Here is a 26,002-nt window from a genome sequence, read left to right as displayed (position 1 = left end):
GCCAGGACGCGAAACCCATGGAAGAACTCGCTTCGACCGCGCCAGGCGCGCATGCCGTTATTTTTGCGGGAAGCGACGATAAAACCCAGTCGATACTTTTGAGCGGTATAGGCGACAAGGGTTCCATCGCCGAACTTATAGCCGCTGGCCGCAGCGTACGGTGGACAGCGCGCGCGTGAATTCAGACCCTCGGGAAAGGTTCGAGGCTGAGACCGTGCGGTTGGCTGATGAAGGAGTTGCTCCCAATCATTCAGTCGGCGCGCAAGCGTGTCGAAATCGTGTCCCCCTTATTTCATCACACGCAAGAGGGGCTTGTGGGGTGCAGGTGGCTGTTTTGACAAACTCCTTGGCCGCAACCGATGTCGCGGCCGTCCACGGGGCCTATGCCAACTATCGCAAGCGCTTGTTGAGCACGGGGCCTATGCCAACTATCGCAAGCGCTTGTTGAGTAAGAGCGTGCAGCTCTTCGAGCTTCAACCCTTTAGCCGGCAAGCCAAGATCTCTGTATTTGGGTCCAAAGGCGCCAGCCTGCACACCAAAGCATTCAGTGTCGACGACCGCGTCGGTTTCGTCGGATCCTTCAACTTCGATCCTAGGTCCGTATCGTTGAATTCGGAAATGGGTGTGCTTTTTGAAGACGAGAAGTTGGTCGCGGAACTGCGGCACCGGTTCAAATCGGAGATAGCGCCGGAAGCGAGCTGCCGACTCGAGCTGAAGAATGAGATTTTACGTTGCACGGTTGCGAGCAAGGCGGATCGCGAACCTCCGCTCACCGACCCACGTCGATCCGCCGTATCCTTGGCCGCCCCTGGTCAAACACCTACCGATCAAATCCCAGCTTTAGCGATTTGTCGCCAATTCTGGGAATGCTTCGCCGACCGGCTAGTATTGCATCCAAAGTGCGCGTTGAGGGAACCATTGAAAATGCTATCCGTTTAGCAGCTCACGATAAAGCAGGCGGGGCACCGTGGACAAAAACGACGCTTCACCAATATCATCTGGCGTAAAAGGCCTCGACTACGTCCTGCGAGGCGGATATGCGAAATTTCGCTCACATCTTGTAGAGGGCAGGCCTGGTTCAGGTAAGACCACACTTGGTCTGCAGTTTCTAATCCAGGGCGCGGCGGAAGGCGAGAAATGCCTTTATATAACGCTGTCCGAAAGCAAGCGTGAACTGCATTCGGTCGCGGAAAGGCACGGATTTTCTCTTGACGGTATCGAGATCCTCGAACTGGTCCCTCCCGAATTAAGCCTCGATCCGTCACAGTTACAGACCTTGGTGCATTCGTCCGATCTGGAGCTCGGTGAGACGGTGCGGGCCGCGCTCGCCGAGATCGAGCGCATGAAGCCGGACCGTGTGGTGTTCGATTCTCTGTCGGAAATTCGCCTCTTGTCGCAGGGTTCGTTACGCTATCGGCGGCAGGTCCTGGCTTTGAAAAGCTTTTTCTTGCTCAACAATGCAACGGTGCTTCTACTTGACGATCTCACCGCTGAACATGACGATCTAAACCTCCATTCGATCAGTCACGGCGTCATCCGGATGGAACAGCTATCGCCGATCTACGGCGGCGAGCGGCGGCGGCTACGCATCATTAAAATGCGCGGCGTCCAAATTCGCGGCGGCTTCCACGACTTTGTCATTCGGCCGGGCGGCGTGGTGGTCTTTCCTCGCTTGGTTGCTTCCGAACATGAGATGGCCGAGCATGGAACGCCGGCAACCGGTAACGGTGCTGTCGACACGCTTGTGGGTGGTGGTCTTGATCGCGGCACCAGCACTCTCCTGATGGGACCTTCTGGCGTCGGCAAGTCGACCATAGCGTGCAGCTATTGCCATGCGGCTCTCAAGCGCGGCGAACATGTGCTGGTGCTTTTGTTCGATGAAACCAAGCGGATTTTCCTGGCGCGCGCTTCAGGCCTGGGGATGGATTTGGGGCCATTCTCCGCTGATGGCGGCTTGATTTTGGAGCAGATCGATCCGGCGGAATTGTCGCCTGGTGAGTTGTCGTCGCGCATCCAGTCCGCTGTCGAGCGCTCAAATGCAAGGATCGTCGTTATCGACAGCCTGACCGGCTACCTCAATGCCATGTCGGAGGAGCAGCACCTTGTGCTGCAGATGCACGAGATCCTGACATATCTCAATCAAAAGGGCGTTGTGACCATCCTCCTGCTGGCCAATCATGGGCTGATAGGGCAAATGTCCGCCCCTGTCGATTTGACCTATCTCTGCGATTCCATAATGCTGCTGCGCTTTTTCGAAAGCGGCGGCCGTCTGAGACGGGCTATTTCCGTGGTCAAGAAACGCGTCGGGCCCCACGAGGACACCATTCGCGAATTCAAGATAAGCGCAGACGGCCTGGCTGTCGGCGAACCTTTGGAGGAGTTCCGGGGGATCCTGACTGGCGTGCCCACTTACGAGGGAAAGCGAGGCAACCTGCTACAAGACAAGGCCTCGTGATGCTTTCAGATCGCATTGTTCTGGTGCTCGCGCCGGTCGGGCGCGACGCGAAGGTCGCGTCGTCTATCCTCGCGGACAACGGGATCAAGTCTCAGATCTGCGCCACGCTCGAGGAAGCAGTTCCGCTGTTGGACCAAGCACATTGTCTTTTGGTAACGGAAGAGGCCTTGATCAGTTCTGATCGAAATCGGCTCGCATCCTGGCTCAATCATCAACCGGCGTGGTCGGATTTTCCGATCGTGTTGCTCACGATGCGCGGAACGGAAATCGACAATCGCCTGGCCTTTCTGGACCGCTATCTGATCGTTCTCGAAAGGCCCTTCTTGGCGTCGAGTCTTACAAATTCGGTGCGGTCGGCTCTGCGTGCCCGCGCCCGTCAGCTTGAGGTAAAATCTTACATTGAACAGAAGCAAGAGGTCGCAGACCGACAGAAACTGCTGATCAGGGAGTTGCATCATCGCGTCAAAAACACGCTCGCAAATGTCCGGGCGATGATGGGGGCGACGGCTAAGTCGAGTGGTAACGTGGATGATTTCGTCCGTGATTTCTCAGCCAGGATCGTCTCTCTCGCCGACACGCACTCGATGCTCACCGATGACTATTGGCAGATGGCTTCCTTGCACAAGCTGCTAGAGTCGGAACTGCGCCACTATGACACGAGCCACAAGTCACGTGTAGTGCTCGAAGGGCCGTACGTAGCGCTAGTCGCCGATATCGCGATCCCGATCGGAATGGCCTTTCACGAACTCGCGTCCAATTCCTCCAAATATGGCGCGTTGTCCCGCTCGCACGGCCGTCTCGAGGTCAGGTGGTCGGTGGACAATTCGCACGACGAACGAGTCCTCAATCTGGATTGGCTCGAAAAAGGCGGACCGAAGGTCGAGAAGCCACGACGGCGCGGTTTCGGTACGACACTGCTCGAGAAAGTCGTCGCTGTGCAGTGCCAAGCCAAGGTTGAGTTGAACTATCATACTGAGGGCCTGCAGTTCACTATGGCCTTGCCCCTACGAGACACAAGGCTGGTCCCCGCCTATTGACCTCTGCAAGCAAAGGTGATGCCCCTTCGGCGGTGGCCTATCCGCCCTATCGCTGATACTGATTGGCGTTCTTTGCAGCGTAGGCGCAAAAATGACATCGGATCCAGGGAAGCCTGGGGCGGTCGAGCAGTTACTCGATACCCCCGAACTCGCCACCGCGCTGGAGAGCGAACAGTTCAAGAAATTCCTCGACCAGATACCCATCGCGATTGCCGTTTCCGACCTGATCAAAACCGAGCGCGTCGTCTATGCCAATCCGGAATTCGAAAAACTTTGCGGCCTGACGGCCGCCAGTCTGGCACGAAGAAACTGGGCCGCGCTTTCCGGTATCGGTATTCGTGAACAGAAGGACAAGGCGCTGGCTGAGAGCGTTGTCAAAGAATCGGATTTCGTGGGCACTTTCCGCCTGGAGCGCGGTGTCGACGCACCGGCAATCGTTGATGCCTATTCCAATTTGATAGTCGACGACGACGGCAAGACTTGCTTTCGGCTGGTTGCCTTGGTGGACGTATCCGTTCATGGCGAAGAGACGCCCTCAGTCGAAGAACGTGTTCGGGAAAAGGATACGCTGCTGCGGGAACTGCAGCATCGGGTAAAAAACAATCTCCAGATGATTACCGCACTCATCAGGCTGGAGACCCGCAACGCGGCGGAGCCCGATCAGAAACGATTCGAGAGGCTGGCCGGGCGTGTCGACGCTCTTGCGATACTCTACCAGGCGCTGTCGAATGACGACGGCCAGAAAGATGAGGTCGATCTCGGTGTCTATCTTAGCCAGATAGCATCCGCGGTGATGGCTTCACACGCGGTCGAAGGCATCCGCCTGGACATGAAGGTGGATACCTATCCCGTTTCGATCAACGTCGCTATGCCGACTGGACTGGTTGTGAACGAACTGCTCACCAATGCGCTCAAACACGGCTTCAGGGGACGGGAAGGCGGCACGATAACGCTCCACAGCGTCGTCGACGGCGACGGATGCCGCATCACGATCGCCGATGACGGGGTTGGATTGCCTGAGGGCGAGACATGGCCGAAACCCGGCAAGCTCGGCGCGCTGATCGCGCGCTCCTTGACCGAGAACGCCAAAGCGCAATTCGAAGTCAAATCCAGCGCCATCGAAGGGACAAAAGTCACCATCGTCTTCAAACGCTCCGCAGCGGCGAGCTGATGGCGATTTGCACGTCCATGCCAACAATCCTCTGAAGCGAAGTCCATAGCCTGGTCTTGGCGCCTACCGCGCGACATCGATACCGAGATCGTTTGGGTTGACGGCGATCGTGCAGGGATGACATCCCGTCTCGATCGCTAAACATTCTGGGTTCGCGCCCTATCGAAAGCTGAGCACCGCGACTCGACCGCGCGACGCCTCCGGTGCTGGCCATGAGCGCGCTTTCCGTATCCTAGCGGAGCGCTAAGTTGTTTCGGACGCTTAGTCTTTCGAAAGGGATATTTATGCCTGGGAACCCAAAGACATTGGATCCGAAAGACGAATTTGTGCGCAAGTCGCACGGCAGACAGGTATTTCTGAGAAGCAGGTGACGGAATTGATTTTGATGGTCCGCTACGATCTTGGTCGCTGATGGGCGAAGCCTGAATGCTCAAGAAACGCCAGCAATAGAAAGTCGATTGCTCTTGATCATCTTTCAGCGCGGGTCGACAGGGGGCCAGCTTAGCGTTGACATGCAGCGGCCAGCCGCCCGGAATTAATCGGAATGCGAGAAGCGAGATGGAACATTAGGCGGTTCTAAATGTTCAGTGCAGGTGGAGACTATGGCAGCCGAGGCTGCTTGGTCTGGTTTTTAGGAGGAGTCAATGAACAGCATAATCTACATTGTGGGGCTAGTCGTGGTTGTCCTTGCAGTTCTTAGTTTCTTCGGCCTCAGAAGGTAATCGAGCTGCAGCGCCATCGACCGCGAGAAATCGTTGCGCACTCACTCACCCTATCCATCCTAGACGCCGAATTCTGGTAGGCGGTCTCTTGTGCCGTGTCATGAAGAGACTAAAAGGCGTCAGCGCGGAAATGGCCGCAAGATGACAACGAAACGACGATTGCGAACCTGCAAGCGACGGGCCGGATCTTGCGCCCTGCGGTCAATTATCAGATGGGAGCTGTTCGCCATAGACGCCCAAATGCCGTTAGAAACGCCGCAAAAGCTAACTGGCGTCTTATCATCAGTGCTTTAGGTGAAGCAGATTGCCGCGAGATTGATCTTCCGAGCGCCTGTCTGCGATGCCGGCGGGCACCGAATATTTCCGAGGCCGATGACCGCCCTTGCCGAGAAAAACACCGCAATCAGATTATGGCAGTCAGTGAAGCCTGCGGATAACCTCCGCTTCGCCGATCGCCGCCTAATACCCTAGTCGGCGCCTCAAACGATAGAATAATGGTGAGCTTAGCAAATCACGCGCGGCATGCGTCATGAGCAGGATCACGAGAAAAATGAGTAAGGCGAAAGCAGTTCCGGCTACAATAGACATTATAGTCCTTTACAACTGTCGGAGCGAGTCGGATTGCCGCATAATCTTCAGTCCGAGCAGCTCCCAGGCGGACTTCCAATATCGTCACTTCTCACGAAATAGTCGCTGGCCACCGCTAGGATTGCCAAGAGCGTGGCGCCGTATCGTGCGAGGCCGAAAGCCTCCGCAGCGGCAAGTTTGGCGCCCCGCTTGTGTTCATGGACAAACTTGGCGGCCGTTTCCCGAACTGTGTCTCCAGCGGCGCCGAATAGGGCGCGTTCTTTGGCCGTCGTCCGAAAAGCCCGCCCGATGACGTGCCCGAGCGAAAGCGCCATGGCCGAGCCCGCAATTACCTTCGCCTGATCGAGCCCTGTCACCTCACGGGTCGCAACGTGACGGCCGGGGCTCGAGTCGGAATTCCCTCTGCGTGCAAAGTTTTCGAAGTCGGTGCCACCGGCATTGCCGTCCACACTTCTTCTTCCGGCATCGAAGACAACGAGGGCACCCAAGGCCACCGCCGCCGCAGTGCCGCCATTTTCCTTGACCGCGCCGGAGACGCGATCGATTGCCCCGGCGAATTTTTGTCTGGCGCAGTTTGTAGAGACTTGCACCAGATGTCTGGGTTGGAGTCTGCGGCTTACTTCGCTTACCGGACCAAACAGAGCCTGCCTTCCAGCGCGACTTTGGACCAAGATGTCCCGAATTTCATTGCTGGGTTGAGCCATACCGTATCCCCTGCTTTAAGGCCGCGAGGTCTGCCCGCACCTGATTTACGGTCTCAACAGGGGCGATGGTCCATCCGATCAGCGCGCGCTTGGCCAGATATAGGGACAGCATTCCTGCGCCGACTAAAACGGCACCGGCGGTGAGACAGGCGAACATCGCGTCGACCCCGAAATGGATCATCGCAAGAATGAGGAATTCAACCAGCGCGAACGCAGCCAGAACGAAGAAGAGCGCAGCCGCCACGCCACATGCGCCCGATGATACGATCGGTGTGGCTTTGGCTCGCATTTCTGCCTCGAGCAGGCGAAGATCAAGTCGCATCAATGAAGCGAATTGACCTATCGCGTCGTTGAGCACGCTCCCGAACGGCCGGTGATGCGCACCATCATCCATTTGAATGGCCTTTCAGGATCTGTCAGAGCTTCGCATGAACCGCGTTAGGACCACGCCGGCGAGGATGCCAACGCCAAAAAAGGCGGCAGGCTGGCGCTGCGCGAACTTGGTGACGGCATCGAGCAACTCGCCCACATTGCGATCTCTGATATCGCTTGAGACGCGCTCGACGCCTTCGGCTGCATTGCGCACCATGCCTGCGATCCGAGGCGACTGCTTTTCGATACCATCGGCCGCGTCTTTCACAGAATGGGCGATGTTGGCGATGGCGTCGGCACCTGCGGTCTTGTTGGCCTCGACAGCGTCCTTGAAGGCACCGGCGGCACCCGAGGCGACAGTTCCGGCGTAGTCTTTGGCGTCGCTTGACACGGACGCGGCGGCGCTTTTCAGATGCGAAGCGGTTTCCGCGGCACTCGTCTTCAAATTGCCGATTGCTTCCTTGGTGGCCGCGCCACGTTCAGTCGCCGCACTGCCCTGCCATTCGTTCTCGTTGGCATTTCCTGATCCCGAGAGATCGTCTGTATTTAAGGTGTTCACGGTGAGTCACTCCTGTTGTGTCAGAGGTGAACTTCGCCAGCATCAAGCGGTTCCTGGAGGTGGCGAAAATCGTTCCACATCCTCCCCTCGGCCATTGCATACTATTGGTGGCTCGGCCAACGAGTTTGCTCATGACGCTCCTTGGCGACCGGCTTGGCGTCTCGCGCCTGGTCGGCAGCGTCATCGGGACCATGCAACAGAAGCCTCGAAATGATGATCGGCGGTCTCCTCGAGGCGACGAAGAACATGCAACGCGACATCACCGAGATCCGTCGCGATATCAAGGACAGCGATTCCCGCGCCGCCCTGAGCTACGAGCAGTCGGAACAGCGGGCCGCCGCTAGCCGCGCGAAAATGTATCAGAAGACCGACGAGCTGGTGGAGCGAGTGAGCGCCACAGAAAGCGCGGTCAGCAAGCTCAATGCCGACATGACCAGCGTCAAGGAGGTCACGGCCGAGGTGACGCGCTGGAAGCTCATGGGCCTTGGCGCCCTTGGCGTCACCGGCATGGCGGCCGCTGCGGTGGCTTCGCTGGTAACGGCGTATTGGGGTGATATTTGGCGAGTGCTGCGCGGTGGGTGAGGGAACCTTGAAAGTCTGAAGTGGTTTGGCTTCAAAGGAGAACCACACATGCACCCCAAATCATCGCGCGATATTCCCGGCACCGATCCCCGAAAGGACACAGACCGGGAGACTCGAGAAGCTGTCGTCAAAACGCCAGACAAGACCAACGACTGGGACCGCGATCAGGTCCACGGTGAGGGCGAGACGATCGGCATCGAATCCGAAGGCGACGACAATCTCGCAACAGCCGAGACCAATGCCGGTATTCAAATGGATGGCGAAGTTGTCGAGGAAGACGACGACAACCCGTATCAGAACAGCGACGACGCCTTACCTGACGATGAGGAAGAGGCCGCCATCGCCCGTCATCCCACCCGCGAAGGTCGGTTTGACGAGATATAGTTACCAGGCAGTCCGTGGTCGCAACCAACCCTGCCGCCGCTCGTTGATCGCTGCTGGATGATCCCAGCGCACTTCCTGGACTTGCCCGCTGTTCCCCCAAGGGACAGCGGGCTTTTTCCGACACGTAAACGCAAAAGCCCGGCTATCTGCCGGGCCTTCTTGTGACTTTGTGGCTAAAAAATTACTGGCCCATTCCGAACTTGTAGGTCAGCCGGGCCATGACTGCATCAACCTTGGCCTTGGTGCGATAGGTCTCGGGATTGTCACCGAGGTGACCGTCATCGAACACGTTGTCACCCGTGCTCGTCTTATGGCCGAGGTCGACGTGGGTATAGTCCACGCCCAGCGAGAGGTTGTTCGTGAGGGCATAGTCGATGCCGGCGCCAAGCGCATAGCCGTTCTGCCACTCATTCTTCTCGTAGGTGACGAGGACGTCATTGTCTCGGGCGCGGAAGTCCACCTTGCCGCCGGCATAACCCGCCTTGGCGTAGATCAGCACGCGATCGAAGGCGTAGCCGACGCGGCCGACGACCGTCGCATAATTCGAGATTTTGGCGGTTTCTGTGTCCGTGTCCGGGAAGTAGGGGCTGGTGATGGTCTTGCGGATGCCCGTTGCCGTCCAGGTTGCCTCGCCGCCCAGAACCCATTGTCCCCACTGCCATTGCGCGCCTGCATGGATACCGCCTGCCACGGCGCCCTTGTTGAAGTCAAAGCCTTCCGTGCCGGCCGGAACGGCGTCGGTGAAAAAACCACCATCCGGCTCCGTTACGTCCGTAGCAGTGATGTCACCATTGGCAAAGCCGACATGGCCGCCGACGTAGAAACCGCTCCAATCATAGGTCGACCCCGCGATCGGTGCCACCATGTCGGCTGCGGAGGCGGTGCTTGCCGACAGGGCGGCAACAGCCAGAACTGCTAAGAATTTGTTCACCTATTTTCTCCCAACCCAAGTAAAACCCTCGTTGAGGATAATAGCCGAGATCGCTCGGAAATTGTGTGGCGATTGTGCAACCACTTTTATTTTATCTTGGACCAACCTCCTATCGATGTCTGGACCCGCATTGCGTGACACGCGCGGGAGGCAAAATGCCGACTAGTAAAGCTGCCCGGGCTCTTGCCAGGGTCCACGCATTTCTTCGGACTTCGGGCGGCATCTTTGATCTTGCCGACTTGGCGATTTTATACGATGACTCGGGCGCCGGACGCTTGGGAGCGTAGCGGGTGAAGCACTGACGATGCCCACTGCGTGTTACCAGTCATCGAGGTCCAAGCGTGGGCGTGGAAAAACAGACCGTCCTCGTCCTTGAGGATGAAGTGCTCATCAGCATGGACGTTGAAGAGGCGCTGATCGAGGCCGGCTTTCACGTGGCCGCTCTCAGGTCGTGTGTCGATGCAGCGGCTTTCCTCGCGGATCATAGGCCGGACGCGGCCGTCCTTGATGTTCGCCTTACTGATGGAGACTGCTCGGCCATTGCCAGGCACCTTGTGGACCAAGGCGTTCCCTTCGTCGTTCATACCGGCATGATTAGCGAAGGCCAGGATCCTGTGTTTTTGCTTGGCGCGCGGGTTACCAAACCGGCGGGCGCCACCGCGATAGTCGACCGGGTTAAGGCGCTTCTCACCGTGGCCTGAGCGGCCAGAATCTTTTTCCGCGATAGGAACACAATCCTGCTCCGGACGCTTACCCAAGCGAGCAGGAGTTCGCCGTGATGAGCGAAGAAGAAAAAGAACAAGAGCAGCGCTTTGATCGGAAAGCCGAGTTCGTGCGCAAGATGGCGCGCGAGACAGGAATTTCGGAGGCGCAAGTCAGGGACATCATCGCAATGGTCGGATATGACCATTCCTCGATCGTCCGCGAGGCCCGTATTCTAAAACAGGGCCGGACTTGATCCGAGGTCTTTCAGGCGCGCTCGCATGAGCGGAACCATGCTTCCCAGCCGGGGAAAACGCGACGCTGCTAGTCCTGCCTTTTTTAGAACCAGCTTGACAACCAAACCGATCGCCGAGATTTTGCCGCCCTGCGCAACGGTGAGCAAAAGCATGGCTTCGTACGTCAAACAGCGATTGGCGGAAATTCGCGCCGATACGACTGCCCGCCGGGTGCCGGCTGGACAAGCTCACCTTCGAAATCAGGCAGAGGTCGCAGCTCGCTGGCTAGCCAGCATGGGCAACAGCAAGCGCCTGTTGACCATCGTAAAATTGATGGACGGTGAGAAAAGCGTGGGCGACCTCGCCCTGGAAATGGGCCTCAGCAATTCCGCCATGTGCCAGCATCTCGGCATTCTGCTCGAACAAGGGATCCTCGAATACCGCTCCGAAGGTATCCGGCGGTACTATTCCTGCAACTCGGAAGAGGCCGGGGCTATTATCAGGATGCTGGATGATCTAGCCCAAAACGATAGGCTTCCCGATCTATAGCCTGGCATCCCACAGCGACCCATGAGACCTTTCACGGCCGCGCACATCCCCTGCCCACCCCCTGCAAGCTAATCGGCTGCTTGCCTTTGGGCGCGGGCTGTTTGTTGGAACCATTTTCAATCGGTGAAGTTTCCTACGTGCTCGGGCGTCCACCCGACCGAGCGGACAAACAAGAGCCCGTCACTGCCTTAAACGCGGTGGCGGGCTTTCCAGTGGCGCGGCCTCTCTGCGCTGAAAATCACAAAGGTCGGCCGTGGTGTCGTACGTCAGAAAGCGGCTCGCAGAAATTAAGGCGAATCCGGCATTGCGTCGCCGGCCGGCGACCCGTCTGAGCGTCCGCAACGATGCTGCCTACATTGCTCGTTGGCTTAGCACCTTGGGCAACGACAAGCGTCTTCTGATGCTCGTTCACTTGATTGACGGTGAAAAAACGGTGGGCGAGTTGGGCCGGCGGATCGGTATCTCCGCTTCAGCCACATCTCAGCACCTAGCGCTTCTAACAGGCCAAGGAATCGTGGAATCGCGAGTGGATGGACCGCGCCGCTACTATTCGTGCAAATCAGAAGCGGCGAAAGGCGTCTTCCGACTGCTGGATGATTTGGCCAAAACTGACAGGCTTCCCGATCTATTGCCTGGCCCTCCAACCCGACCGTAAGCCGTTGTGCCGCCGCGCCTACACCGGCTGGCCGAGGCGGCCGGATTGACAAAAATAGCCAGCTCCAACACATTTCGCATCGAGGGAAAAGCGAGAGGACACCACATGAAAAAGTCATATGAAAAGCCTACGCTGATCAAGCGCGAACGTCTCTCGAAGGTTACGGCAGTTTCCACCCCTTCGGTGATTGTCATCATACCCCCAGGCTGAGACAGCAAAATTCTTTCTCGAAAGCCCGCTGGCTCCGGCCGGCGGGCTTTTTGTTTCTAGGGGTTAATTCCGGGCCTCCGGGAATATCAGGATTGTTGCCCCGTCCTCCGGCTCCAACGGCTCGTGGCCCGGGCCTTCGTGCCACATCACCTGACGCAAATCGCGCTGGTCGACCATCTGGCCACAATAGGGGCAGGGATAGAAATTGTCCTCTTCCCGCTCCGGTTCGCCGCCGTGACGCTCGCCGGGGATCGGCGGGCCTAGATCTGAAAGCTTCGTCATTTCGCAAAATCTCCAGGCTTGCCTGGTTCGGCCAAGCTGAACTCGTGCACTGCGGATCGGCGTTCATCTACGACCCTGAACCAGTGCTCCTGCAAGGCTCTCGGCGAAACCGGGCCGCCAACCACTTGTTCAGCTGCTTTCATCGGCTCGTCATCCTGCACGGTTTTGGAGGAGACAAGCTTCTCACCATAGAACTCTTCAACCTGGTACGTCGGCATGGAGTTAGCGCCCCTTGAGCGCTTTGGCTTCCCGTTCCAGCGTAGCGCGATCGTTGCCGTGCTTTGCAATCAAGTCCCTGACCTGCTGGACTGTGATGCCGGCCTTCTCGGCGAAGTACGCCACCTCATAATCCTCATCGGCGGATACCCGGTCGCGGTCGCGAAAGGCGCGCTTGCTCTTGTCGTCGGCCATGCTCTTGTCCTCCAGTCATGAACGGATGGAGCGCAACGTCGTGACCCGCGATTTGTTGCAACTGGGAATTAATTGCGGTTTTGGAACTATTTTAGCTTAAGCTTATTGAATCGCGGTTTGTGCGAGTCAGCGTATGCGTTTGAAGTTCATCAAGCCGATGGAGCCGGAGCTTTACGATACCCCGCCGGAGGGTGACGACTGGATTCATGAGATAAAGTTCGACGGCTACCGGACCCAGGTCATCAAGGATGAAGACGGGATTCGGATGCTGACGAAGAACGGCTTCGACTGGACCGCTCGGTATCGTTACCTTGCCGAGGAAGCCGCCGCGATCAAGGCCGAAACCTTCATCTTCGAAGGCGAAACCATCATGATCAATGAGGCCGGGCTTTCCGATTTCCACGCGCTGCAAGGCATTATTGGCCGCCGCCGGCCTTCTCCCGACCTGTACCTTGTCGCGTTCGACCTGATGTTTCTCAATGGTCACGATCTGCGCGCCATGCCGCTGGCCGATCGACGCGAGATCCTGCAAGGCATGATCCCGGAAGGCGGGCGTATACAGTTCAGCGAGGCGCTGCCGGGCACTGGCGCGGCCGTCTATCATATCGTCGATAAGGCAGGCCTTGAAGGCGTGGTGTCCAAGAGGAAGGACAGCGCCTATCGCAGCGGCCCCACGATGGCCTGGCGCAAGATCAAGTGCTTCGAAGAGAAGCAGATGGACATCATTGGCGTGCAGCGCGAGCCCGGCAAAGCCGCCCAGGTGATAATGGCTGAAAAGGGCCACTATAAAGGCGGCGCGTTCGTGAGGCTAAGGGCCGACAAGAGGCAAGCCCTGTGGGACCGTGTGCAAGGCAAGGTCGGCGGTCCCGTTCCGAAAGGACACAAGAAGGACAAGGCCGAGTGGCTGAAACCTGGCCTGGTCGGGCGCGTGAAGACGCTCAAGGGCGAAGAAAAGCTGCGACACGCGAGACTGCTGGACTACTGGGAAGAGAATTGAGACGGCTTGCCTTGGGCAGGCGCTGTGCTTTTATCGCGGCTTCCGATTGTTGCGGAGAGATCGATGCCAATCCGACACAAGGCCCATGAGGCTGGTAACTTTGATCCATCCGAGGTTGAACTGCTGGGGCGTGTTTTCGACCAACTCAAGACGGATTTTCTGACAGAGGAGCGCGACGCGCTCGCATCCCGGATCATTGCCAATTACATGGCAGGTATCAAAGACGAGACCGAGCTGCTCACTCTGTCGAAGCAACCGCTCGGCCGGTAAGGAGAACGCTGATGGCCGTCGCAAAGAAGGACCAGGAGCGCGCGAACTACGCCTGGATGTACGGCGCGCAGGCGCGCAAGGACGGCAAGGAGCGCGTCGTGCCCGAGTTCTGGCAAGAGCATGCCGACGCCTGGCTGCAGGGCTTGGACGGCGTGGTGTTGGATAGTGAAGTCAAGGCAGGCCGGTCAGTGACCAGATGGAAGCCGAAGTTGACGAGTCGGCTTTTGCCCTAGGCCTTCATCACAATAAAAAATGATGTGAAACCCGAAAAATTTCGCCGGGAACATTTTCGCAGATCAGCACTTTTTTGGCCCATCAGACCAAAGGGAGGCTGTTATGAGCCGGCGCAAAGTGGATCGCGAAAAGATCGAGAGGGCAGACCGCGAGAGCAGGTTGGTGCTCGACGCGGAGAGGCAGGCGAGAGAAGCAAAGACCGCGCGGCTAAGAGAGTTGCGGCTCAAGGAGGCGACCCAGCAGGTGTTGCTGGAACTCAATTCGGGAAGCGAGCTTAAGGCTCGATGAGCACGCGCGGTATCAATTTTCTCGACAAATGGATGGCGGGACAACTGCCAGATACCATTACCGACGATCCGATGGCGATCGGCGTCCTTGCGGACCGAGCTATGGAGGCGACCATAAGGAGGGATTGCCCGCACTGAGATCAGCGAGGAAGTCCCGAGCGTGTTCGAGGTCATCGCTGAAGCAATGGACCACCGCGAAGGCGGCTCGCCCTAGTTCTCAACGTCGCTATCAGCACCGGGCTCGACATCATTGCCGAGATCGGTCGGGATCCGTCTGACCTGTTCGACGTTTAGCGACCGCCGGCGGGCTTTTAGGCGCCCTCGCTCCTCCAGTTCGGTCGAGAAAGGTTTGAAGCGCCAGCATCATAGTCTTGGCGCCTTGCTTGCTCAACGCGAACGAAGTGACGCCGTCTTCGGTCGATAGGCCTATGATGCACGTGGCCGGCCGTGGGTCATCGCCTTCCATGTCGAGCGTTGAGTCACGAACGGCTGACAACATCTGATCTTTAGGTCGTTTTCGCATCCTGAACCTCACAGATACCGATCGCTGTTGCGGCGGTTGTCGGCACCGGCACGGGTTGGGCTGTCTCCGTGGCACGGCGGCACGCTCAACATCTGACCGAGGCGGTGAAGTGGACCGGGGCGAACGGCACGTATTGCCGACATGACCAGCGTCAAGGAAGTGACGGCCGAGGTGACGCGTTGGAAGCTCATGGGCCTTTGGAGCCTTGGAGCCTTGGGGGTGACGGGGATGGCGGCCGCCGCGGTTGCTTCGCTCGTCACTGCCTATTGGGCTGATATCTGGCGCGCTCTAAGGTGATAGCGCCTCACATCATCTGTTCGGGCCGCCAATAGTGAAGGGCAAACCATATCGCTAGTGCGATCATCGCAACGATTGCTGCGTACTCGATTAGAAGACGTAGTCCGGGCATGAACGACCTTTGTCTAGATGCGACTGATTGGAGACATAGGCCTGCGCACCGAAAGGGAATGGTCCGGAGAACTCAGATCATCACTGTCTCGCCGATCTTGGTGAAGACCCATAGTGCGAATGCGATGATCGCGATAAGCGCGGCGTATTCTAAAATACAAAGCAAAGAGGACATACCGACCGTGTTGCGCTGGCCTGACGGCAGTTAACTAGTGTCGGCCGGTGCCGGATCAAGCTTCCCGCAACCAACGCTGCCGCCGCTCGTTGATCGACGCTGGATGATCCCAGCATGACTCCAGAACCTGCCCGCTGCTCTCCCCAAAGAACAGCGGGCTTTTTTGCGCATAAGCGGAACAAGATATTCGTCGGCTGGTTCTTGAAGTGCGGCAATTCCCTCCGCTGCGACTAGGGGAATTCGCTCCTGGCCGGGCCCGCTTCTTCGGCCATTGGGGCGGGCCCGCTTGAGATGCCCCTGTCGGACTGGTTCGCAATATCGCGGGCGAAACTTTTCATCGAGAACGGAGTTGATGGAACAAGCTGCTCTATGGGCGGCCCTCAACAGGAGGAATTTTCCATGAACTTCAAGATGATAACTATGGGCGCAATGTCGCTCGCAATGATTACAGGATCGGCGCTCGCAGGCGCCAGCACCGGGACGTCGGCGCTCGACGATCCGGCGAAAATGTCGCCGTTCTTCACCGATGCCGGCATGAAGACAATGAAGTCCGAGGCGGAATTCAAGGCCGCCTGGATGGCCATGAAGGAAGAAGACCGCGCGGGCATTATGAAGGAATGCGGAGACGAGGCCATTGCCAAGTCGCATGACAATTTCTGCAAAATGACCAAGCAGCTCGGCGGCGCAAACTGATTAAAGCGCATCGCCGGTCGCTAGCCCGTCACCTCACGGTGGCGGGCTTTGTTTTCCGGCGCAGGAACCAACCAACCTTTGGCGGGTTGGAAGACGGCGACTGTCCTCAACGGTCCCGTCGCTGACCAAGGCCTGCAATCTTGGTCGGCCCGCGCTCCTGCCGAGGTAGCGCGGGCCTTTTCATGTTTGATGGCAAGTTCCGAAATCTCGGGCCCGCTGACCGGCAGGGGTCTTAGCGGAACAATTTCCAGCTTGCGAAATTAGACGGCTACACTGCCGCCCATGCAGTGTGAGTTCCCCCTTGACTGTGCCCGCTGCCGAAAGGTGGCGGGCTTTTTTGGACATTTCAGAGGGGGATGTTTCATCTTGCGGAGCTAGCAATTTTATACGACGACTCGGGCGCCGGACGCTTGGGAGCGTAGCGGGGTGAGGCACTGACGATGCCCACTGCATGTTACCAGTCATCGAGTTTGGTTCTGCTTGGCGCGCGGGTTACCAAACCGGCGGGCGCCAACGCAATAGTCGACCGGGTAAAGTCGCTCCTCGCGGCTGCAAGATGGCGCGCGAGACAGGAATTTCGCAGGCGCAAGTCAGGGACATCATAGCAATAGTCGGAAATGACCATTCTTCGATCGTCCGCGAGGCCCGTATTCTAAAACAGGGCCGGACTTGATTGAGGTCTTTCAGGCGCGCTCGCATGAGCGGAACCATGCTTCCCAGCGGGGGAGACTGCGGCGCTGCTAGTCCTGCCTTTTTTAGAACCAGCTTGACAACCAAACCGATCGCCGAGATTTTGCCGCCCTGCGCAATGGTGAGCAAAAGCATGGCTTCGTACGTCAAACAGCGATTGGCGGAAATTCGCGCCGATACGACTGCGCACCGGGCGCCGGCTGGGCAAACTCACCTTCGAAATCAGGCAAAGGTCGCAGCTCGCTGGCTCGCCTGCTTGGGCAACAGCAAACGCCTGTTGACCGTCATACAGTTGATGGACGGTGAGAAAAGCGTGGGCGACCTCGCCCTGGAAATGGACCTCAGCAATTCCGCCATGTGCCAGCATCTCGGCATTCTGCTCGAGCAAGGCATTCTCGAATACCGTGCCGAAGGCATTTGGCGCTACTATTCATGCAAGTCGGAGGAGGCCGCGGCTGTAATCCGGATGCTTGATGATCTGGTCCAAAACGACAGCCTTCCCGATCTATTGCTTGTCACCACACAGCGACCGTAAAGCTTTGCACACCGCCGCACGCCGCCCTCGTAGCGCCCCTGCAGGCTCGTCGACTGCTGCGCGGGATTTTGATTGGGACCTCCACCGCGTGGTGGCTTTGTGATTGCAAAGCACTAGATAGAGTCTGATGCCTAACAACGACCACAGAAACCTAAAGCTTTCTCAGACCGCTGCAGAGCAACTGGTTCAAAGTGTCGTGGACTATGCGATATTCATGCTCGACACCGACGGCAGGATTCAGAGCTGGAACACTGGCGCGGAGCGCATCAAGGGATACACCGCCGGTGAGATCATCGGCGAACACTTCTCGCGTTTCTACACAGAAGAGGATCGGGCCGCGGGAGTGCCGGAGGTGGCGCTGAAACAGGCCGCAGAGGAGGGCAGATTTCACGCCGAAGGCTGGCGCGTTCGTAAAGATGGCAGGCGGTTCTGGGCGATGGTGGTAATCGACCCGATTTTCGAGAACGGAAAACTCGCCGGCTTCGCCAAAGTCACCCGCGATATCACGCACCATCGTGAGATGCAGCTCGCGGCCTTGGAGGGCGAGCGCCGCTTTCGGCTCCTGGTGCAGGGCGTGACAGATTACGCCATTTACATGCTTGACCCAGAAGGCAAGATCACGAACTGGAACACCGGGGCCGAACGCATCAAAGGCTATAGCGCCGCTGAGATATTGGGGCAGCATTTTTCGACCTTCTATACAATTGAGGATCGCGAGGCCGGTCTGCCGCAACGAGTCTTAGAGGCGGCGGCTAGGGAGGGCCGTTATGAAGCTGAAGGGTGGAGAGTCCGCAAGAACGGAACCCAGTTCTGGGCGAACGTGATCGTTGACGCCATTCGTGACGACAGTGGCCAGCTTGTCGGATTCGCAAAGGTCACTCGCGACCTAACAGAGCGAATGGAAATTCAGCGCCAGCTGGAGCAATCCCGAGAGCAGTTGTTCCAGGCGCAGAAAATGGAGGCGATCGGTCAACTGACCGGCGGTCTGGCGCATGATTTCAACAACTTGCTGACTGGAATCTCAGGAAGCCTGGACCTGCTGAAAACGCGTTTGGCCCAAGGGCGTGTCGATGAGCTTCCTCGCTACATCACGTCGGCTCAGGGAGCGGCGAAAAGAGCTGCCGCGCTCACGCACCGGCTCCTGGCCTTCGCCCGAAGACAGACGCTCGATCCGAAGCCCACCAATGCAAATGATCTGGTCACAGGCATGGAGGAGATGATCCGCCGCACGATCGGGCCAACGATCGAAATGGAAACGGCGCTTGCCATTGGCCTCTGGACCACGATCTGCGACGCAAACCAGCTTGAGAACGCAATCCTGAACCTCTGCATCAACGCCAAGGACGCTATGCCGGATGGAGGGCGGATCACGATTGAGACGGCGAACAAATGGGTGGACGACCAGATTGCAAAGGAGCGCGATATGCGTCCTGGACAATACATCCAGGTCAGCGTGAGCGACACTGGCACAGGCATGCCGCCAGATGTCGTGGCTCGTGCATTCGATCCATTCTTTACGACAAAGCCCACAGGAGAAGGCACGGGGCTTGGGCTTTCCATGATTTATGGCTTCGTCCGCCAGTCCAATGGGCAAGTGCGCATTTATACAGAGGTCGGCAAAGGGACGACCGTGGCGATGTACCTCCCGCGTCATTGGCTCAGCGGCAAGGCAGAGGAAGGCGAGAAAATGGTTGATGAGCCTGCCCATCAAGGTAGCGGCGGCACGGTTTTGGTGGTGGACGATGAGCCCCTCATTCGAATGCTGATCTGCGAAGTGCTGTCCGATTCCGGCTATCGCACAATCGAAGCGGGAAATGGCGCCACCGGCCTGCAGGCTCTTCGTGCCGGCGAAGCGATCGATCTGCTCATCACCGACGTGGGTCTTCCCGGAGGCATGAATGGGCGTCAACTCGCGGACGCAGCGCGAGAAATCCACGCCGGTTTGAAGATACTCTTCATCACCGGCTACGCGGAGAACGCCGCGGTTGGAAACGGACATCTCGCCCCGGGCATGCACGTGCTCACCAAGCCGTTCGTCATGGAAAAGCTAGCAGCAAAGGTTACCGAGATATTACAAAACGAGTAGTGCCTGCCGGCGTGCACCGGCTGTGCGGCCTAGCCAAGGGTGGTAGCGACACCGCCTCGAATTCGAGGGCGTCTCCTCGACCGCCCCGGACAAACAGGAGCCAGACTGCGAGCTTTCGTTTCCCCGAATGCCGGCATTGGCCGAGGCGAGGCCGGATTGACAAAAATTGCCAGCTCGAACAAATTTCGCACTGAGGGAAAAAAGCGAGGACATCACATGAAGAAGTCGTGTGAAAAGCCTACGCTGATCAAGCGCGGACGTCTTTCGAAGGTTATGGCAGTTTCCACCCCTTCAGTGATTGTCGTCATCCCCTGGGCTGAGACAAGCAAATTACTGCTCGAAAGCCCTTCGAGATCCAGCGGCGCGTGCTCTGGCTGTTCGTGCCACATCACGTGGCGAAAGTCGCGCCGGTAGACCTTCTGCTCACAGACGGCGCAGCTGTAGAAATTGTCGAGACCCTTATTGGCCGGTCCGCCCCGTGCGGATTGCCGGGGAGCGGCGGTCCGAGATCGGATGGTTTTGTCATAGCGAACTGTCCAACACGGGTTTAGGTTCGTTGGCGGATTGTTGACCAGCTGACGAGTTGACCGCTTCCTTGACGCACTGCTCGAACATCTTGACCTTCTCTTGGTAGCCGAGCTGAACCTTTGCTCCGCACCTCGCGCATTTAAAATTGCGGATGGTCGTCACCCAGGAACCTTTTCTGAGGGTTGGATGGGAACAGGTCGGGCAACGAAGCTCGAAAAGTTGATCGCGCAATTCAAACGACAACGGCATGGCAGGGCTCGCATCAGCTTGGGCCGCCGTAAATCTCTGTTTGCATGAAATGTTCCCTGAGCTTGGACCTTTGCGCGCTCGTGTCAGACTTTGGTCTGGTCAGTGCCATCGGCGCACACTACCTCGCGATGTCGCCGACAGTCTGGAAGCCGGCCGGCACCGAAGGGAATGAAGTGGCCGGGTGAAGCACTTGCGCGGCGAGGAGACTTACGGCCTGCTTCGCTACAGGATTTCCGCGAGGCTAATCGGTTGCAGGTCGGAAATCCAAATACGCGTAGTCCCGTAGGTTTAGATAGCCTGGATCGAAGTCTGCCGCCTCGCTTAATCTCTCCCAGTTAATGATAATCAGTCGCCCGCCCTTGTGCTCCAAGAGGCGGTCGGCGCGCATCTTCTTCAATACGCGATTTATGTGAACAACGCTCGCCCCGACGGTCTCGCCAAGCTGAACTTGGGTTAGTGGCAAGGGGTAAGAATTGTCCCTTACCAGGCCCATGACGTTCATGCGCACGTAGAGCTCACACGCGAGGTGGGCTAACCTGCCGAACGCATCATGCCCTCCCAACACCTTGACCCAGGCGCGTGCGACCGCCGCATCGACTAAACTCTCCCGCCAAAACAGGTTCACCAGGCGCGGTGATTTGCGGAGCACCTCGAGAATGTCGCGGTGCGCTATCATGGCGATCTTGCTTCTTCCGATCGACGCGAGTGTGTGATCCATCGTCCTAAGGTGCAGGCCCTGGAGATCTGGTATGTCGCCAGGGACATGAATTGAAAGCGTTTGAAGATTGCCGTTGCTTACAATGCTATATCGTCGCACAAGTCCCTCAACCACCAAACAACAGCGGCTCGGCTCTGCACCTTCAAGTTCAATCTGCTGACCGGGTGTCAACTGCTTACCTAGCAGCGGTATAGCTTCGACGCTTTCGCGTTCATCCGATGAAAGCTGACCTAGGCTTTCGAGTTTTCGGATCAGGGGCGTCGTCAAACTGGACATGGCTGACCATTAGCATGTTTCGCGATCAGACGGAGTGGATTTGGCCCTCTCATTCACGGTCCCGTGGAGGGGCTTCGGTGTCCGGTAGCGGGAGTCACACCAGTAAGGTGGAACTTTAGACTGCAAGCGAACTTAAGGCTCGATGAACACACGCGGTATCGATTTTCTCGACAAATGGATGGCAGAAGAACTGCCGGAAACCGCGACGAATGATCCGATGGCGATCGGCGTCCTTGCGGATCGAGCGATGGAGGCCGCTCATAAGAAAGGGATTGCCAGCACTGAGATCAGCGAGGAAGTCCCGAGCGGGTTTGAAGTCATGCCGAAGCGTTGCGCGTTGAGTTCGTCCAACCTCTCCGTGATCTTCTCGCTGCCCCGGCTGAACTGCAACGCCGACCCTCCCTTTGGCGAATGGTCATTAGCAACGATGCATAGAACGCCAACAGGTCATTTTCGTTCCGATCGCTTATCTGCGTCCAAGGCTCAAATGCTCGAAGGCGCTCGTCATTCGATTGATCAACGTCCACAGTTGGCATCTTGCCTCGGGGGCATTCTTTCGCGGCTTGGGCGCCTTCAGCAGGGACGGGGAGCTGGCCTGCGCCAGACAACTTGATAGCCTCCACCACATTAGCGGAGGTAACGGCTAGGCCGGAAAGCGCACCGTCCATGTTCTAGTATCCGGCGACGGGCGCGTTATCGCGCGCGTCGCGGATCTTGCGGCCGCCGACGTCGAGCTGGCGATTCTGGCGGCCGAGCGCGCGCTCTTGGACTGGCGCCAAGCGCCCGGCCAAGGAACGGGCCAAGCTACTGCGCGCTTGGTTCGACCTGATCACCGCCCGACGCAGGATTTCGTGGACGTCATGGTCACCAACGCACTTTCTCCCCTGCGCGTCATTGGAGCGCTCCACGATCTGGTCGATCCCGAAGGCGTTGTCGCAGCGATGTCTTCGGGTGTGGGCAGCATCAACGACAATGTCGGCGGCAGATGGGAGATCGATCGCGCCAGCAGCGAGGCCCTCAATCAGATGATGAAAGGTTTCGCGATCCGCAAAGGAAACGGGCGAACCTATATCGCCATGTCGACGGGATGGGTACGCACGGAGATGGGTGGCAATGGGGCGGCGCCGCTCGACATAGAGACGAGCGCCCACGCAATTGCCGAGACGCTGATCGCCCGTTCGGGCGCAGGTGGCGTTCACTTCGTCGATTTCCGCAACCAACCTCTTGCTTGGTAGGCGCTGCGCAGAGGGAGTGACGTCGCGCGCAGTTGTTTCTGTCCATCGTGCGTCGCTCGGCCTTGCCGATGCCTTTCCGCGTGGCGGTCGAAGGGGTCATCGGTTCATTCGTGGCGGCACTAATGCCATGTGGGCGCCGGGAACTTGTTGTGCCGATGCCCAAGACTAGGAGAGTTTTCGTAGCAAAAAGTCGAAAAATCTTTCGTCATCCGCCCGTGACACATTTATGCGGATCCCGGCGGCTATTGGACTCTGTTTGTCGACGCAAAAGACGCTTCCAGGCGCTATGAAAATGCTTTCCTTGGCGCCCAGTCGGGCGAGTTCTATGTCGTCGATGCCTCCGGGCAGCATGAGATAGAGGTAGTAGCCACCGCCATTGCCGGCGAAGATCGAATAACCATTCCGGCTGAGCGCTGAATGCACGCGAGTTGCTGCCGTCTCGATGCGTTGGGCAAGCCGCTTGAGGTGGCGATCATAGTGGCCTTCCGATGTCAGACGGTGAAGGAGCCGTTCTACGTGGCCAGAACTGTTCACTGTTGTCAGCATCTTGAGTTGCCGGGCCGTCTTGTTCCAGCTCCGGCGCCGAACGCAGGGCGGCTTACCCTTGCCCCATCATTTCACCCGGTTGCTTTGTGGTAACATGCTCATCTCGTAAAACGGCTCGGAAGCGTTTCCTGAAACTGTAATAGTCGACAAGCAATCTGATGACGACATAGGATGAGATCAGCTTCGCACCGAATGACACGACACTGACCCACTTGCTCGTGTGCACACCCGACACTTCAATATCGAAATAGTCTATGAAGTCCAGTATTATCCCGGATGAGATGGTCTTCGCGCCATATACCAACAAGTTGCATCGTTCTGTGCAATGGATGGCGTCAGGGATCCTGTAGCTGACGTAGTAAAGGAATATGAAGTAGTATACGATCGAGCATATCCCATAGGCTAGAGACCAAAGTTTGGATTCCATCAACGCCAAGGCATAATTCGCAAGTCGGTGCTGTGAGGCCATCTTGAGCTTTGGGATATTCTGGACTGTCGGATGCGGCAGGGTGAAAAGGGGGAGTTTGTCGCGATTGTTCCACTGGTAGAACAAGAATTTCCTTGAACCAATCAAAACTGAGTAAATAACCGCTATCATCATCAGAAACGCCAATAATAAGGCTCCTGCATAGGGGTAAAAATACTGATACCTAGAAAATGAAACGCAAATGTATATTGCTGAAAATATAACGTAAAATCGCAGCATATTTTTGAAAAATACGATAGGGATTTTTGGTATGGCAGGAATGAAAAAATCGACTATCGAAATGTGTCTCGCCATCAGTCGATCCTCATGACGTCCCAGCCTTGAGTTGTCTTTCGAGTTATCGCGCACTTGGACAAATCTACGTTTCACATGCCTAGAAGGCAAGGTAGCCGCACGATCGCGGCGATTAGTACTGGTTGTGGTGTTGCCTGTCGCCGCGGTCGGATATTATGAATGGATGGACGTGATCGCGCGGGCTTCGCCTCATGGCGTTCTGGGTCTGCCGGGGGGAGAGCGATGAACCGTCGAAGTTTCATGAAGCAGTCATCCTTGTCGCTGGTTGCCGTTGCTGCCGGCTGCAAGACGGAAGGCGCAGGCGAAGCCGGTCACGACGCACCTTTGATCGATGCTCATTGTCATGTGTTCAACGCATCCGACTTGCCCACAGCGCGCTTCCTTCGGCAGGTCGTGTTTGACGATTTTCCCAAGCAGTCAGCCAAGATCCTGGCGATACGCGATCCGGATGTCGCCGATGAGTTCTACAAGCTCATCGTGCGATTGCTGGGAGCCGACAAGGCGCCGAGCGCCGATCAGGAGGTTGCTTTCCTGACGACAGGGCGGCACGCGCAGCCGTCGGCGCAATCGGCCGACAAGGCGCGCGGGGCTGCGGTCGAGGACACCGCACGGCATCTGCTTGAGCTCGATCGGAAAAGCAAACGGATCATCAGCCTGAAAGGTCTGGCGGGCGGCTCCGATCGGGCTCCGTTGGCGCAGGAGAAATTCCTGAACTACATGGTTGGGGAACCGACGCTCACGATCCGCGCGGACAAGGCGTTTTCTTATGAGCATGCCCGAGCGGCAAGTCAAAGAGCATTCGATGGCCAGGGCGCGCTCGCCAGATATCTGAACTGGTTCAGCCTCTTCAGGCTCTATCGCCACGTTCTCGTCGAGCGCCTCGTCTCAGACACTGAACATCAGGGCTTCCGGCCTCTGATGCTGACCCCTGCGCTGGTGGACTATGACGAATGGCTTTACGAGGATGTCGACGCCTCGCCGCTGCCACGCCAGATGCTGGTGATGGACAAGATTTCCCAGCGCATGGCCAGGAAAGGCCCTGTCGTTCATGGCTATATGGGCTTTGATCCGCTGCGAGAGGTTGCCTATCGTGCCGGCAAGAGCGCTGTCAGTTCGCTGGCAACAACGCGGGCAGCACTGACAGAGCACGGCTTCATCGGAGCGAAACTTTATCCACCCATGGGTTTTCGCGCTTCCGGGAACTCCCGACCCTATCCCTTCCGCACCGTTGCGGCTCTGGGTTTTGATCCAAGCAAGCAGCTGGATGTCGCCCTTGAGGATCTCTATCGGTTGTGCGTGGATCTGGATGCTCCCATCCTTGCCCATGCCGCAGCGTCCAATGGCTCAGGTCCTGGGTATGAAAAGCGGGGAGACCCCTTCTATTGGATCCCGATCTTCCGGAAGTTTCCGAGATTGCGGGTATGCTTGGCTCATTTCGGCAGCTTCGATACGAAATCGGCAGGACGTGAAAACATGCCTTTGCCGCAGGGGAGTTGGGAATGGCGGCTCGGCGAGTTTGTCAAAGCCCACCCGCGGCAGAATGTTGTCGCTGACATCAGTTACTTCTCCGAGGTCCTGACAGCCAAGGCCGAGACGAGAAAATCCCTGGCATTCTCTTTCAGGCGCTGGTTGGCGGAATTTGATCCTGAATGTGACCACATCCTTTACGGAAGCGACTGGATCATGCTTGGCAAGGAAGCCGGCTACATTCATTATATTGAAAGCGTCAACGCCTTCCTGCGGACCGACTGTGGGCTGTCGGAAGACGCTTGCGATAAGATATTCCGGCGCAACGCATTGCGATTTCTTCCGCTTGCACAGGGCAGCCGCGGGCGGGACCGTCTCCTGGCATATTACAGAAAAAATGGACTTGACGCATCGCGTTTGCCGTCCATGAGCCCCCGCCTCCTGGCGGGTTTGTTCGGCAGTTAGGGATTTGTTCCCTGGACAGCACTGCCGGCCAGACCGCGCTGAAGAAGGCCAGCCTGGACTGTCGATAGTGCACATAGTCTTCGCGTCTGGGCGCGGCGCGAAAAAATCGAAAGAGATCGAAACTTTAATCTCGCACGCCGAGGCAAATCAAAGCAGTGGGGCGGTAGTGGCGCGCCGTGGCAAGTGTTGACTTTGAACGCTGCATTCAGGGCAAGGGGTATGCTGAGACATTTATTAGATGTTGCGCAGATTTAAGTAGAAACCCAAGGGCTCAGGTAATACGATCAAA

General features: G+C 57.5%; 30 protein-coding genes. 21 read left to right on the top strand and 9 right to left on the bottom strand.

Features of this window, described 5'->3' with window-relative positions; all coding sequences use genetic code 11:
• The first annotated feature begins 456 nt into the window (after positions 1 to 456).
• The 4 genes from EB231_RS35270 to EB231_RS29110 all read left to right on the top strand — a co-directional run bounded on the left by EB231_RS35270 (position 457) and on the right by EB231_RS29110 (position 4,663).
• Entirely contained in the window at positions 457 to 939 is a 483-nt protein-coding gene (locus tag EB231_RS35270) for a phospholipase D-like domain-containing protein (protein WP_246740753.1), read from the top strand.
• A gap of 28 nt (positions 940 to 967) precedes the next feature.
• Positions 968 to 2,455, top strand: coding sequence for an ATPase domain-containing protein (locus EB231_RS29120; protein ID WP_172351846.1), 1,488 nt, complete (start codon positions 968 to 970; stop codon positions 2,453 to 2,455).
• Positions 2,452 to 3,492: a sensor histidine kinase gene (locus tag EB231_RS29115; protein WP_172351845.1), complete on the top strand. Its 1,041-nt coding sequence runs from the start codon at positions 2,452 to 2,454 to the stop codon at positions 3,490 to 3,492. The genes EB231_RS29120 and EB231_RS29115 overlap by 4 nt, the downstream gene beginning before the upstream one ends.
• A 91-nt stretch (positions 3,493 to 3,583) precedes the next feature.
• On the top strand, positions 3,584 to 4,663 hold the full coding sequence (locus tag EB231_RS29110) for a histidine kinase dimerization/phosphoacceptor domain -containing protein (protein WP_172351844.1): 1,080 nt from the start codon (positions 3,584 to 3,586) through the stop codon (positions 4,661 to 4,663).
• A 1,357-nt stretch (positions 4,664 to 6,020) separates the two neighbouring features.
• On the opposite strand, the gene EB231_RS29105 is transcribed toward EB231_RS29110, so the two are convergent.
• From EB231_RS29105 to EB231_RS29095, 3 genes are read right to left on the bottom strand one after another with little or no spacing between them, the layout of a single operon-like run.
• A complete protein-coding gene (locus tag EB231_RS29105; protein ID WP_172351843.1) occupies positions 6,021 to 6,677 on the bottom strand; it encodes a hypothetical protein in 657 nt (218 codons plus the stop codon).
• Positions 6,658 to 7,071, bottom strand: a complete 414-nt coding sequence (locus EB231_RS29100) for a phage holin family protein (protein ID WP_172351842.1) — start codon at positions 7,069 to 7,071, stop codon at positions 6,658 to 6,660. Before EB231_RS29100 ends, EB231_RS29105 begins: the two co-directional genes overlap by 20 nt.
• A gap of 12 nt (positions 7,072 to 7,083) precedes the next feature.
• Complete coding sequence (locus tag EB231_RS29095; protein WP_172351841.1) at positions 7,084 to 7,608, bottom strand: hypothetical protein; 525 nt, start codon at positions 7,606 to 7,608, stop codon at positions 7,084 to 7,086.
• Positions 7,609 to 7,818: 210 nt separating this feature from the next.
• Here EB231_RS29095 and EB231_RS29090 point away from each other — a divergent pair, with 210 nt between their 5' ends.
• A complete protein-coding gene (locus EB231_RS29090) occupies positions 7,819 to 8,190 on the top strand; it encodes a DUF1515 family protein (RefSeq protein WP_172351840.1) in 372 nt (123 codons plus the stop codon).
• A 48-nt stretch (positions 8,191 to 8,238) separates the two neighbouring features.
• Positions 8,239 to 8,574 carry a hypothetical protein gene (locus EB231_RS29085; RefSeq protein ID WP_172347045.1) on the top strand — a complete coding sequence of 112 codons (336 nt, stop codon included), beginning with the start codon at positions 8,239 to 8,241 and terminating at the stop codon, positions 8,572 to 8,574.
• Between the two features lie 181 nt (positions 8,575 to 8,755).
• Here EB231_RS29085 and EB231_RS29080 read toward each other — a convergent pair whose 3' ends face one another.
• Positions 8,756 to 9,505: an outer membrane protein gene (locus EB231_RS29080; RefSeq protein WP_172351839.1), complete on the bottom strand. Its 750-nt coding sequence runs from the start codon at positions 9,503 to 9,505 to the stop codon at positions 8,756 to 8,758.
• Positions 9,506 to 9,852: 347 nt separating this feature from the next.
• Between EB231_RS29080 and EB231_RS29075 the strand changes: the two genes are divergently transcribed.
• The 4 genes from EB231_RS29075 (at position 9,853) to EB231_RS35745 (ending at position 11,647) form a co-directional block, all read left to right on the top strand.
• Entirely contained in the window at positions 9,853 to 10,206 is a 354-nt protein-coding gene (locus EB231_RS29075) for a response regulator (RefSeq protein ID WP_172351838.1), read from the top strand.
• A 77-nt stretch (positions 10,207 to 10,283) separates the two neighbouring features.
• The gene (locus EB231_RS29070; protein WP_172351837.1) at positions 10,284 to 10,463 is read left to right on the top strand and encodes a hypothetical protein; all 180 of its coding nucleotides are present in this window, start codon (positions 10,284 to 10,286) and stop codon (positions 10,461 to 10,463) included.
• A 25-nt stretch (positions 10,464 to 10,488) separates the two neighbouring features.
• The gene (locus tag EB231_RS29065; RefSeq protein WP_246740752.1) at positions 10,489 to 10,992 is read left to right on the top strand and encodes an ArsR/SmtB family transcription factor; all 504 of its coding nucleotides are present in this window, start codon (positions 10,489 to 10,491) and stop codon (positions 10,990 to 10,992) included.
• Positions 10,993 to 11,392: 400 nt separating this feature from the next.
• Positions 11,393 to 11,647, top strand: coding sequence for an ArsR/SmtB family transcription factor (locus EB231_RS35745; RefSeq protein ID WP_246741036.1), 255 nt, complete (start codon positions 11,393 to 11,395; stop codon positions 11,645 to 11,647).
• 273 nt (positions 11,648 to 11,920) lie between these two features.
• On the opposite strand, the gene EB231_RS29055 is transcribed toward EB231_RS35745, so the two are convergent.
• Genes EB231_RS29055 through EB231_RS29045 form a run of 3 tightly spaced genes read right to left on the bottom strand, consistent with a single transcriptional unit; the run spans position 11,921 to position 12,550 of the window.
• Positions 11,921 to 12,139 carry a hypothetical protein gene (locus EB231_RS29055; protein WP_172351835.1) on the bottom strand — a complete coding sequence of 73 codons (219 nt, stop codon included), beginning with the start codon at positions 12,137 to 12,139 and terminating at the stop codon, positions 11,921 to 11,923.
• Positions 12,136 to 12,357, bottom strand: coding sequence for a hypothetical protein (locus tag EB231_RS29050; protein ID WP_172351834.1), 222 nt, complete (start codon positions 12,355 to 12,357; stop codon positions 12,136 to 12,138). The genes EB231_RS29055 and EB231_RS29050 overlap by 4 nt, the downstream gene beginning before the upstream one ends.
• 4 nt (positions 12,358 to 12,361) lie before the next feature.
• The gene (locus EB231_RS29045) at positions 12,362 to 12,550 is read right to left on the bottom strand and encodes a DUF3606 domain-containing protein (RefSeq protein WP_172351833.1); all 189 of its coding nucleotides are present in this window, start codon (positions 12,548 to 12,550) and stop codon (positions 12,362 to 12,364) included.
• Positions 12,551 to 12,683: 133 nt separating this feature from the next.
• Here EB231_RS29045 and EB231_RS29040 point away from each other — a divergent pair, with 133 nt between their 5' ends.
• From EB231_RS29040 to EB231_RS29000, 8 genes are all read left to right on the top strand, one after another.
• On the top strand, positions 12,684 to 13,547 hold the full coding sequence (locus EB231_RS29040) for an ATP-dependent DNA ligase (RefSeq protein ID WP_172351832.1): 864 nt from the start codon (positions 12,684 to 12,686) through the stop codon (positions 13,545 to 13,547).
• Positions 13,548 to 13,610: 63 nt separating this feature from the next.
• Positions 13,611 to 13,817 (top strand): hypothetical protein, encoded by a 207-nt coding sequence (locus tag EB231_RS29035; protein WP_172351831.1) that lies wholly within the window; start codon positions 13,611 to 13,613, stop codon positions 13,815 to 13,817.
• Between the two features lie 11 nt (positions 13,818 to 13,828).
• Positions 13,829 to 14,050 carry a hypothetical protein gene (locus EB231_RS29030; RefSeq protein WP_246740751.1) on the top strand — a complete coding sequence of 74 codons (222 nt, stop codon included), beginning with the start codon at positions 13,829 to 13,831 and terminating at the stop codon, positions 14,048 to 14,050.
• A gap of 103 nt (positions 14,051 to 14,153) precedes the next feature.
• Positions 14,154 to 14,339 carry a hypothetical protein gene (locus EB231_RS29025; protein WP_172347044.1) on the top strand — a complete coding sequence of 62 codons (186 nt, stop codon included), beginning with the start codon at positions 14,154 to 14,156 and terminating at the stop codon, positions 14,337 to 14,339.
• A gap of 663 nt (positions 14,340 to 15,002) precedes the next feature.
• The gene (locus EB231_RS29015; protein ID WP_246740750.1) at positions 15,003 to 15,158 is read left to right on the top strand and encodes a DUF1515 family protein; all 156 of its coding nucleotides are present in this window, start codon (positions 15,003 to 15,005) and stop codon (positions 15,156 to 15,158) included.
• 685 nt (positions 15,159 to 15,843) lie between these two features.
• Positions 15,844 to 16,137: a hypothetical protein gene (locus EB231_RS29010; protein ID WP_172353064.1), complete on the top strand. Its 294-nt coding sequence runs from the start codon at positions 15,844 to 15,846 to the stop codon at positions 16,135 to 16,137.
• A gap of 697 nt (positions 16,138 to 16,834) precedes the next feature.
• Positions 16,835 to 17,362, top strand: a complete 528-nt coding sequence (locus EB231_RS29005; RefSeq protein WP_246740749.1) for an ArsR/SmtB family transcription factor — start codon at positions 16,835 to 16,837, stop codon at positions 17,360 to 17,362.
• Between the two features lie 127 nt (positions 17,363 to 17,489).
• Positions 17,490 to 19,448, top strand: a complete 1,959-nt coding sequence (locus tag EB231_RS29000; RefSeq protein WP_172351829.1) for a hybrid sensor histidine kinase/response regulator — start codon at positions 17,490 to 17,492, stop codon at positions 19,446 to 19,448.
• Between the two features lie 1,018 nt (positions 19,449 to 20,466).
• Here EB231_RS29000 and EB231_RS28995 read toward each other — a convergent pair.
• A complete protein-coding gene (locus EB231_RS28995; protein ID WP_172351828.1) occupies positions 20,467 to 21,219 on the bottom strand; it encodes a Crp/Fnr family transcriptional regulator in 753 nt (250 codons plus the stop codon).
• A gap of 142 nt (positions 21,220 to 21,361) precedes the next feature.
• Here EB231_RS28995 and EB231_RS28990 point away from each other — a divergent pair, with 142 nt between their 5' ends.
• On the top strand, positions 21,362 to 21,832 hold the full coding sequence (locus EB231_RS28990; RefSeq protein ID WP_172351827.1) for a DUF768 domain-containing protein: 471 nt from the start codon (positions 21,362 to 21,364) through the stop codon (positions 21,830 to 21,832).
• A 247-nt stretch (positions 21,833 to 22,079) separates the two neighbouring features.
• Positions 22,080 to 22,454, top strand: coding sequence for a hypothetical protein (locus EB231_RS28985; protein WP_172351826.1), 375 nt, complete (start codon positions 22,080 to 22,082; stop codon positions 22,452 to 22,454).
• A 165-nt stretch (positions 22,455 to 22,619) separates the two neighbouring features.
• On the opposite strand, the gene EB231_RS28980 is transcribed toward EB231_RS28985, so the two are convergent.
• Positions 22,620 to 23,000, bottom strand: a complete 381-nt coding sequence (locus EB231_RS28980) for a hypothetical protein (protein ID WP_172351825.1) — start codon at positions 22,998 to 23,000, stop codon at positions 22,620 to 22,622.
• 1,021 nt (positions 23,001 to 24,021) lie between these two features.
• Here EB231_RS28980 and EB231_RS28975 point away from each other — a divergent pair.
• Complete coding sequence (locus EB231_RS28975; RefSeq protein WP_246740748.1) at positions 24,022 to 25,713, top strand: amidohydrolase family protein; 1,692 nt, start codon at positions 24,022 to 24,024, stop codon at positions 25,711 to 25,713.
• The last annotated feature ends 289 nt before the right edge of the window (positions 25,714 to 26,002 follow it).

Source organism: Mesorhizobium sp. NZP2298, from assembly GCF_013170825.1.
Lineage (GTDB): Bacteria > Pseudomonadota > Alphaproteobacteria > Rhizobiales > Rhizobiaceae > Mesorhizobium.
This window is presented reverse-complemented; position numbering and strand designations above follow the sequence as displayed.

Coding starts and splice junctions, on each gene's coding strand:
- EB231_RS29110 (WP_172351844.1), top strand. CDS start 3,584: ATGACATCGGATCCAGGGAAGCCTGGGGCGGTCGAGCAGTTACTCGAT.
- EB231_RS29105 (WP_172351843.1), bottom strand. CDS start 6,677: ATGGCTCAACCCAGCAATGAAATTCGGGACATCTTGGTCCAAAGTCGC.
- EB231_RS29100 (WP_172351842.1), bottom strand. CDS start 7,071: ATGGATGATGGTGCGCATCACCGGCCGTTCGGGAGCGTGCTCAACGAC.
- EB231_RS29090 (WP_172351840.1), top strand. CDS start 7,819: ATGATGATCGGCGGTCTCCTCGAGGCGACGAAGAACATGCAACGCGAC.
- EB231_RS29085 (WP_172347045.1), top strand. CDS start 8,239: ATGCACCCCAAATCATCGCGCGATATTCCCGGCACCGATCCCCGAAAG.
- EB231_RS29070 (WP_172351837.1), top strand. CDS start 10,284: ATGAGCGAAGAAGAAAAAGAACAAGAGCAGCGCTTTGATCGGAAAGCC.
- EB231_RS29065 (WP_246740752.1), top strand. CDS start 10,489: ATGAGCGGAACCATGCTTCCCAGCCGGGGAAAACGCGACGCTGCTAGT.
- EB231_RS35745 (WP_246741036.1), top strand. CDS start 11,393: ATGCTCGTTCACTTGATTGACGGTGAAAAAACGGTGGGCGAGTTGGGC.
- EB231_RS29055 (WP_172351835.1), bottom strand. CDS start 12,139: ATGACGAAGCTTTCAGATCTAGGCCCGCCGATCCCCGGCGAGCGTCAC.
- EB231_RS29050 (WP_172351834.1), bottom strand. CDS start 12,357: ATGCCGACGTACCAGGTTGAAGAGTTCTATGGTGAGAAGCTTGTCTCC.
- EB231_RS29045 (WP_172351833.1), bottom strand. CDS start 12,550: ATGGCCGACGACAAGAGCAAGCGCGCCTTTCGCGACCGCGACCGGGTA.
- EB231_RS29040 (WP_172351832.1), top strand. CDS start 12,684: ATGCGTTTGAAGTTCATCAAGCCGATGGAGCCGGAGCTTTACGATACC.
- EB231_RS29035 (WP_172351831.1), top strand. CDS start 13,611: ATGCCAATCCGACACAAGGCCCATGAGGCTGGTAACTTTGATCCATCC.
- EB231_RS29030 (WP_246740751.1), top strand. CDS start 13,829: ATGGCCGTCGCAAAGAAGGACCAGGAGCGCGCGAACTACGCCTGGATG.
- EB231_RS29025 (WP_172347044.1), top strand. CDS start 14,154: ATGAGCCGGCGCAAAGTGGATCGCGAAAAGATCGAGAGGGCAGACCGC.
- EB231_RS29015 (WP_246740750.1), top strand. CDS start 15,003: ATGACCAGCGTCAAGGAAGTGACGGCCGAGGTGACGCGTTGGAAGCTC.
- EB231_RS29010 (WP_172353064.1), top strand. CDS start 15,844: ATGAACTTCAAGATGATAACTATGGGCGCAATGTCGCTCGCAATGATT.
- EB231_RS29005 (WP_246740749.1), top strand. CDS start 16,835: ATGAGCGGAACCATGCTTCCCAGCGGGGGAGACTGCGGCGCTGCTAGT.
- EB231_RS29000 (WP_172351829.1), top strand. CDS start 17,490: ATGCCTAACAACGACCACAGAAACCTAAAGCTTTCTCAGACCGCTGCA.
- EB231_RS28995 (WP_172351828.1), bottom strand. CDS start 21,219: ATGTCCAGTTTGACGACGCCCCTGATCCGAAAACTCGAAAGCCTAGGT.
- EB231_RS28990 (WP_172351827.1), top strand. CDS start 21,362: ATGAACACACGCGGTATCGATTTTCTCGACAAATGGATGGCAGAAGAA.
- EB231_RS28985 (WP_172351826.1), top strand. CDS start 22,080: ATGGTCACCAACGCACTTTCTCCCCTGCGCGTCATTGGAGCGCTCCAC.
- EB231_RS28980 (WP_172351825.1), bottom strand. CDS start 23,000: ATGCTGACAACAGTGAACAGTTCTGGCCACGTAGAACGGCTCCTTCAC.
- EB231_RS28975 (WP_246740748.1), top strand. CDS start 24,022: ATGAAGCAGTCATCCTTGTCGCTGGTTGCCGTTGCTGCCGGCTGCAAG.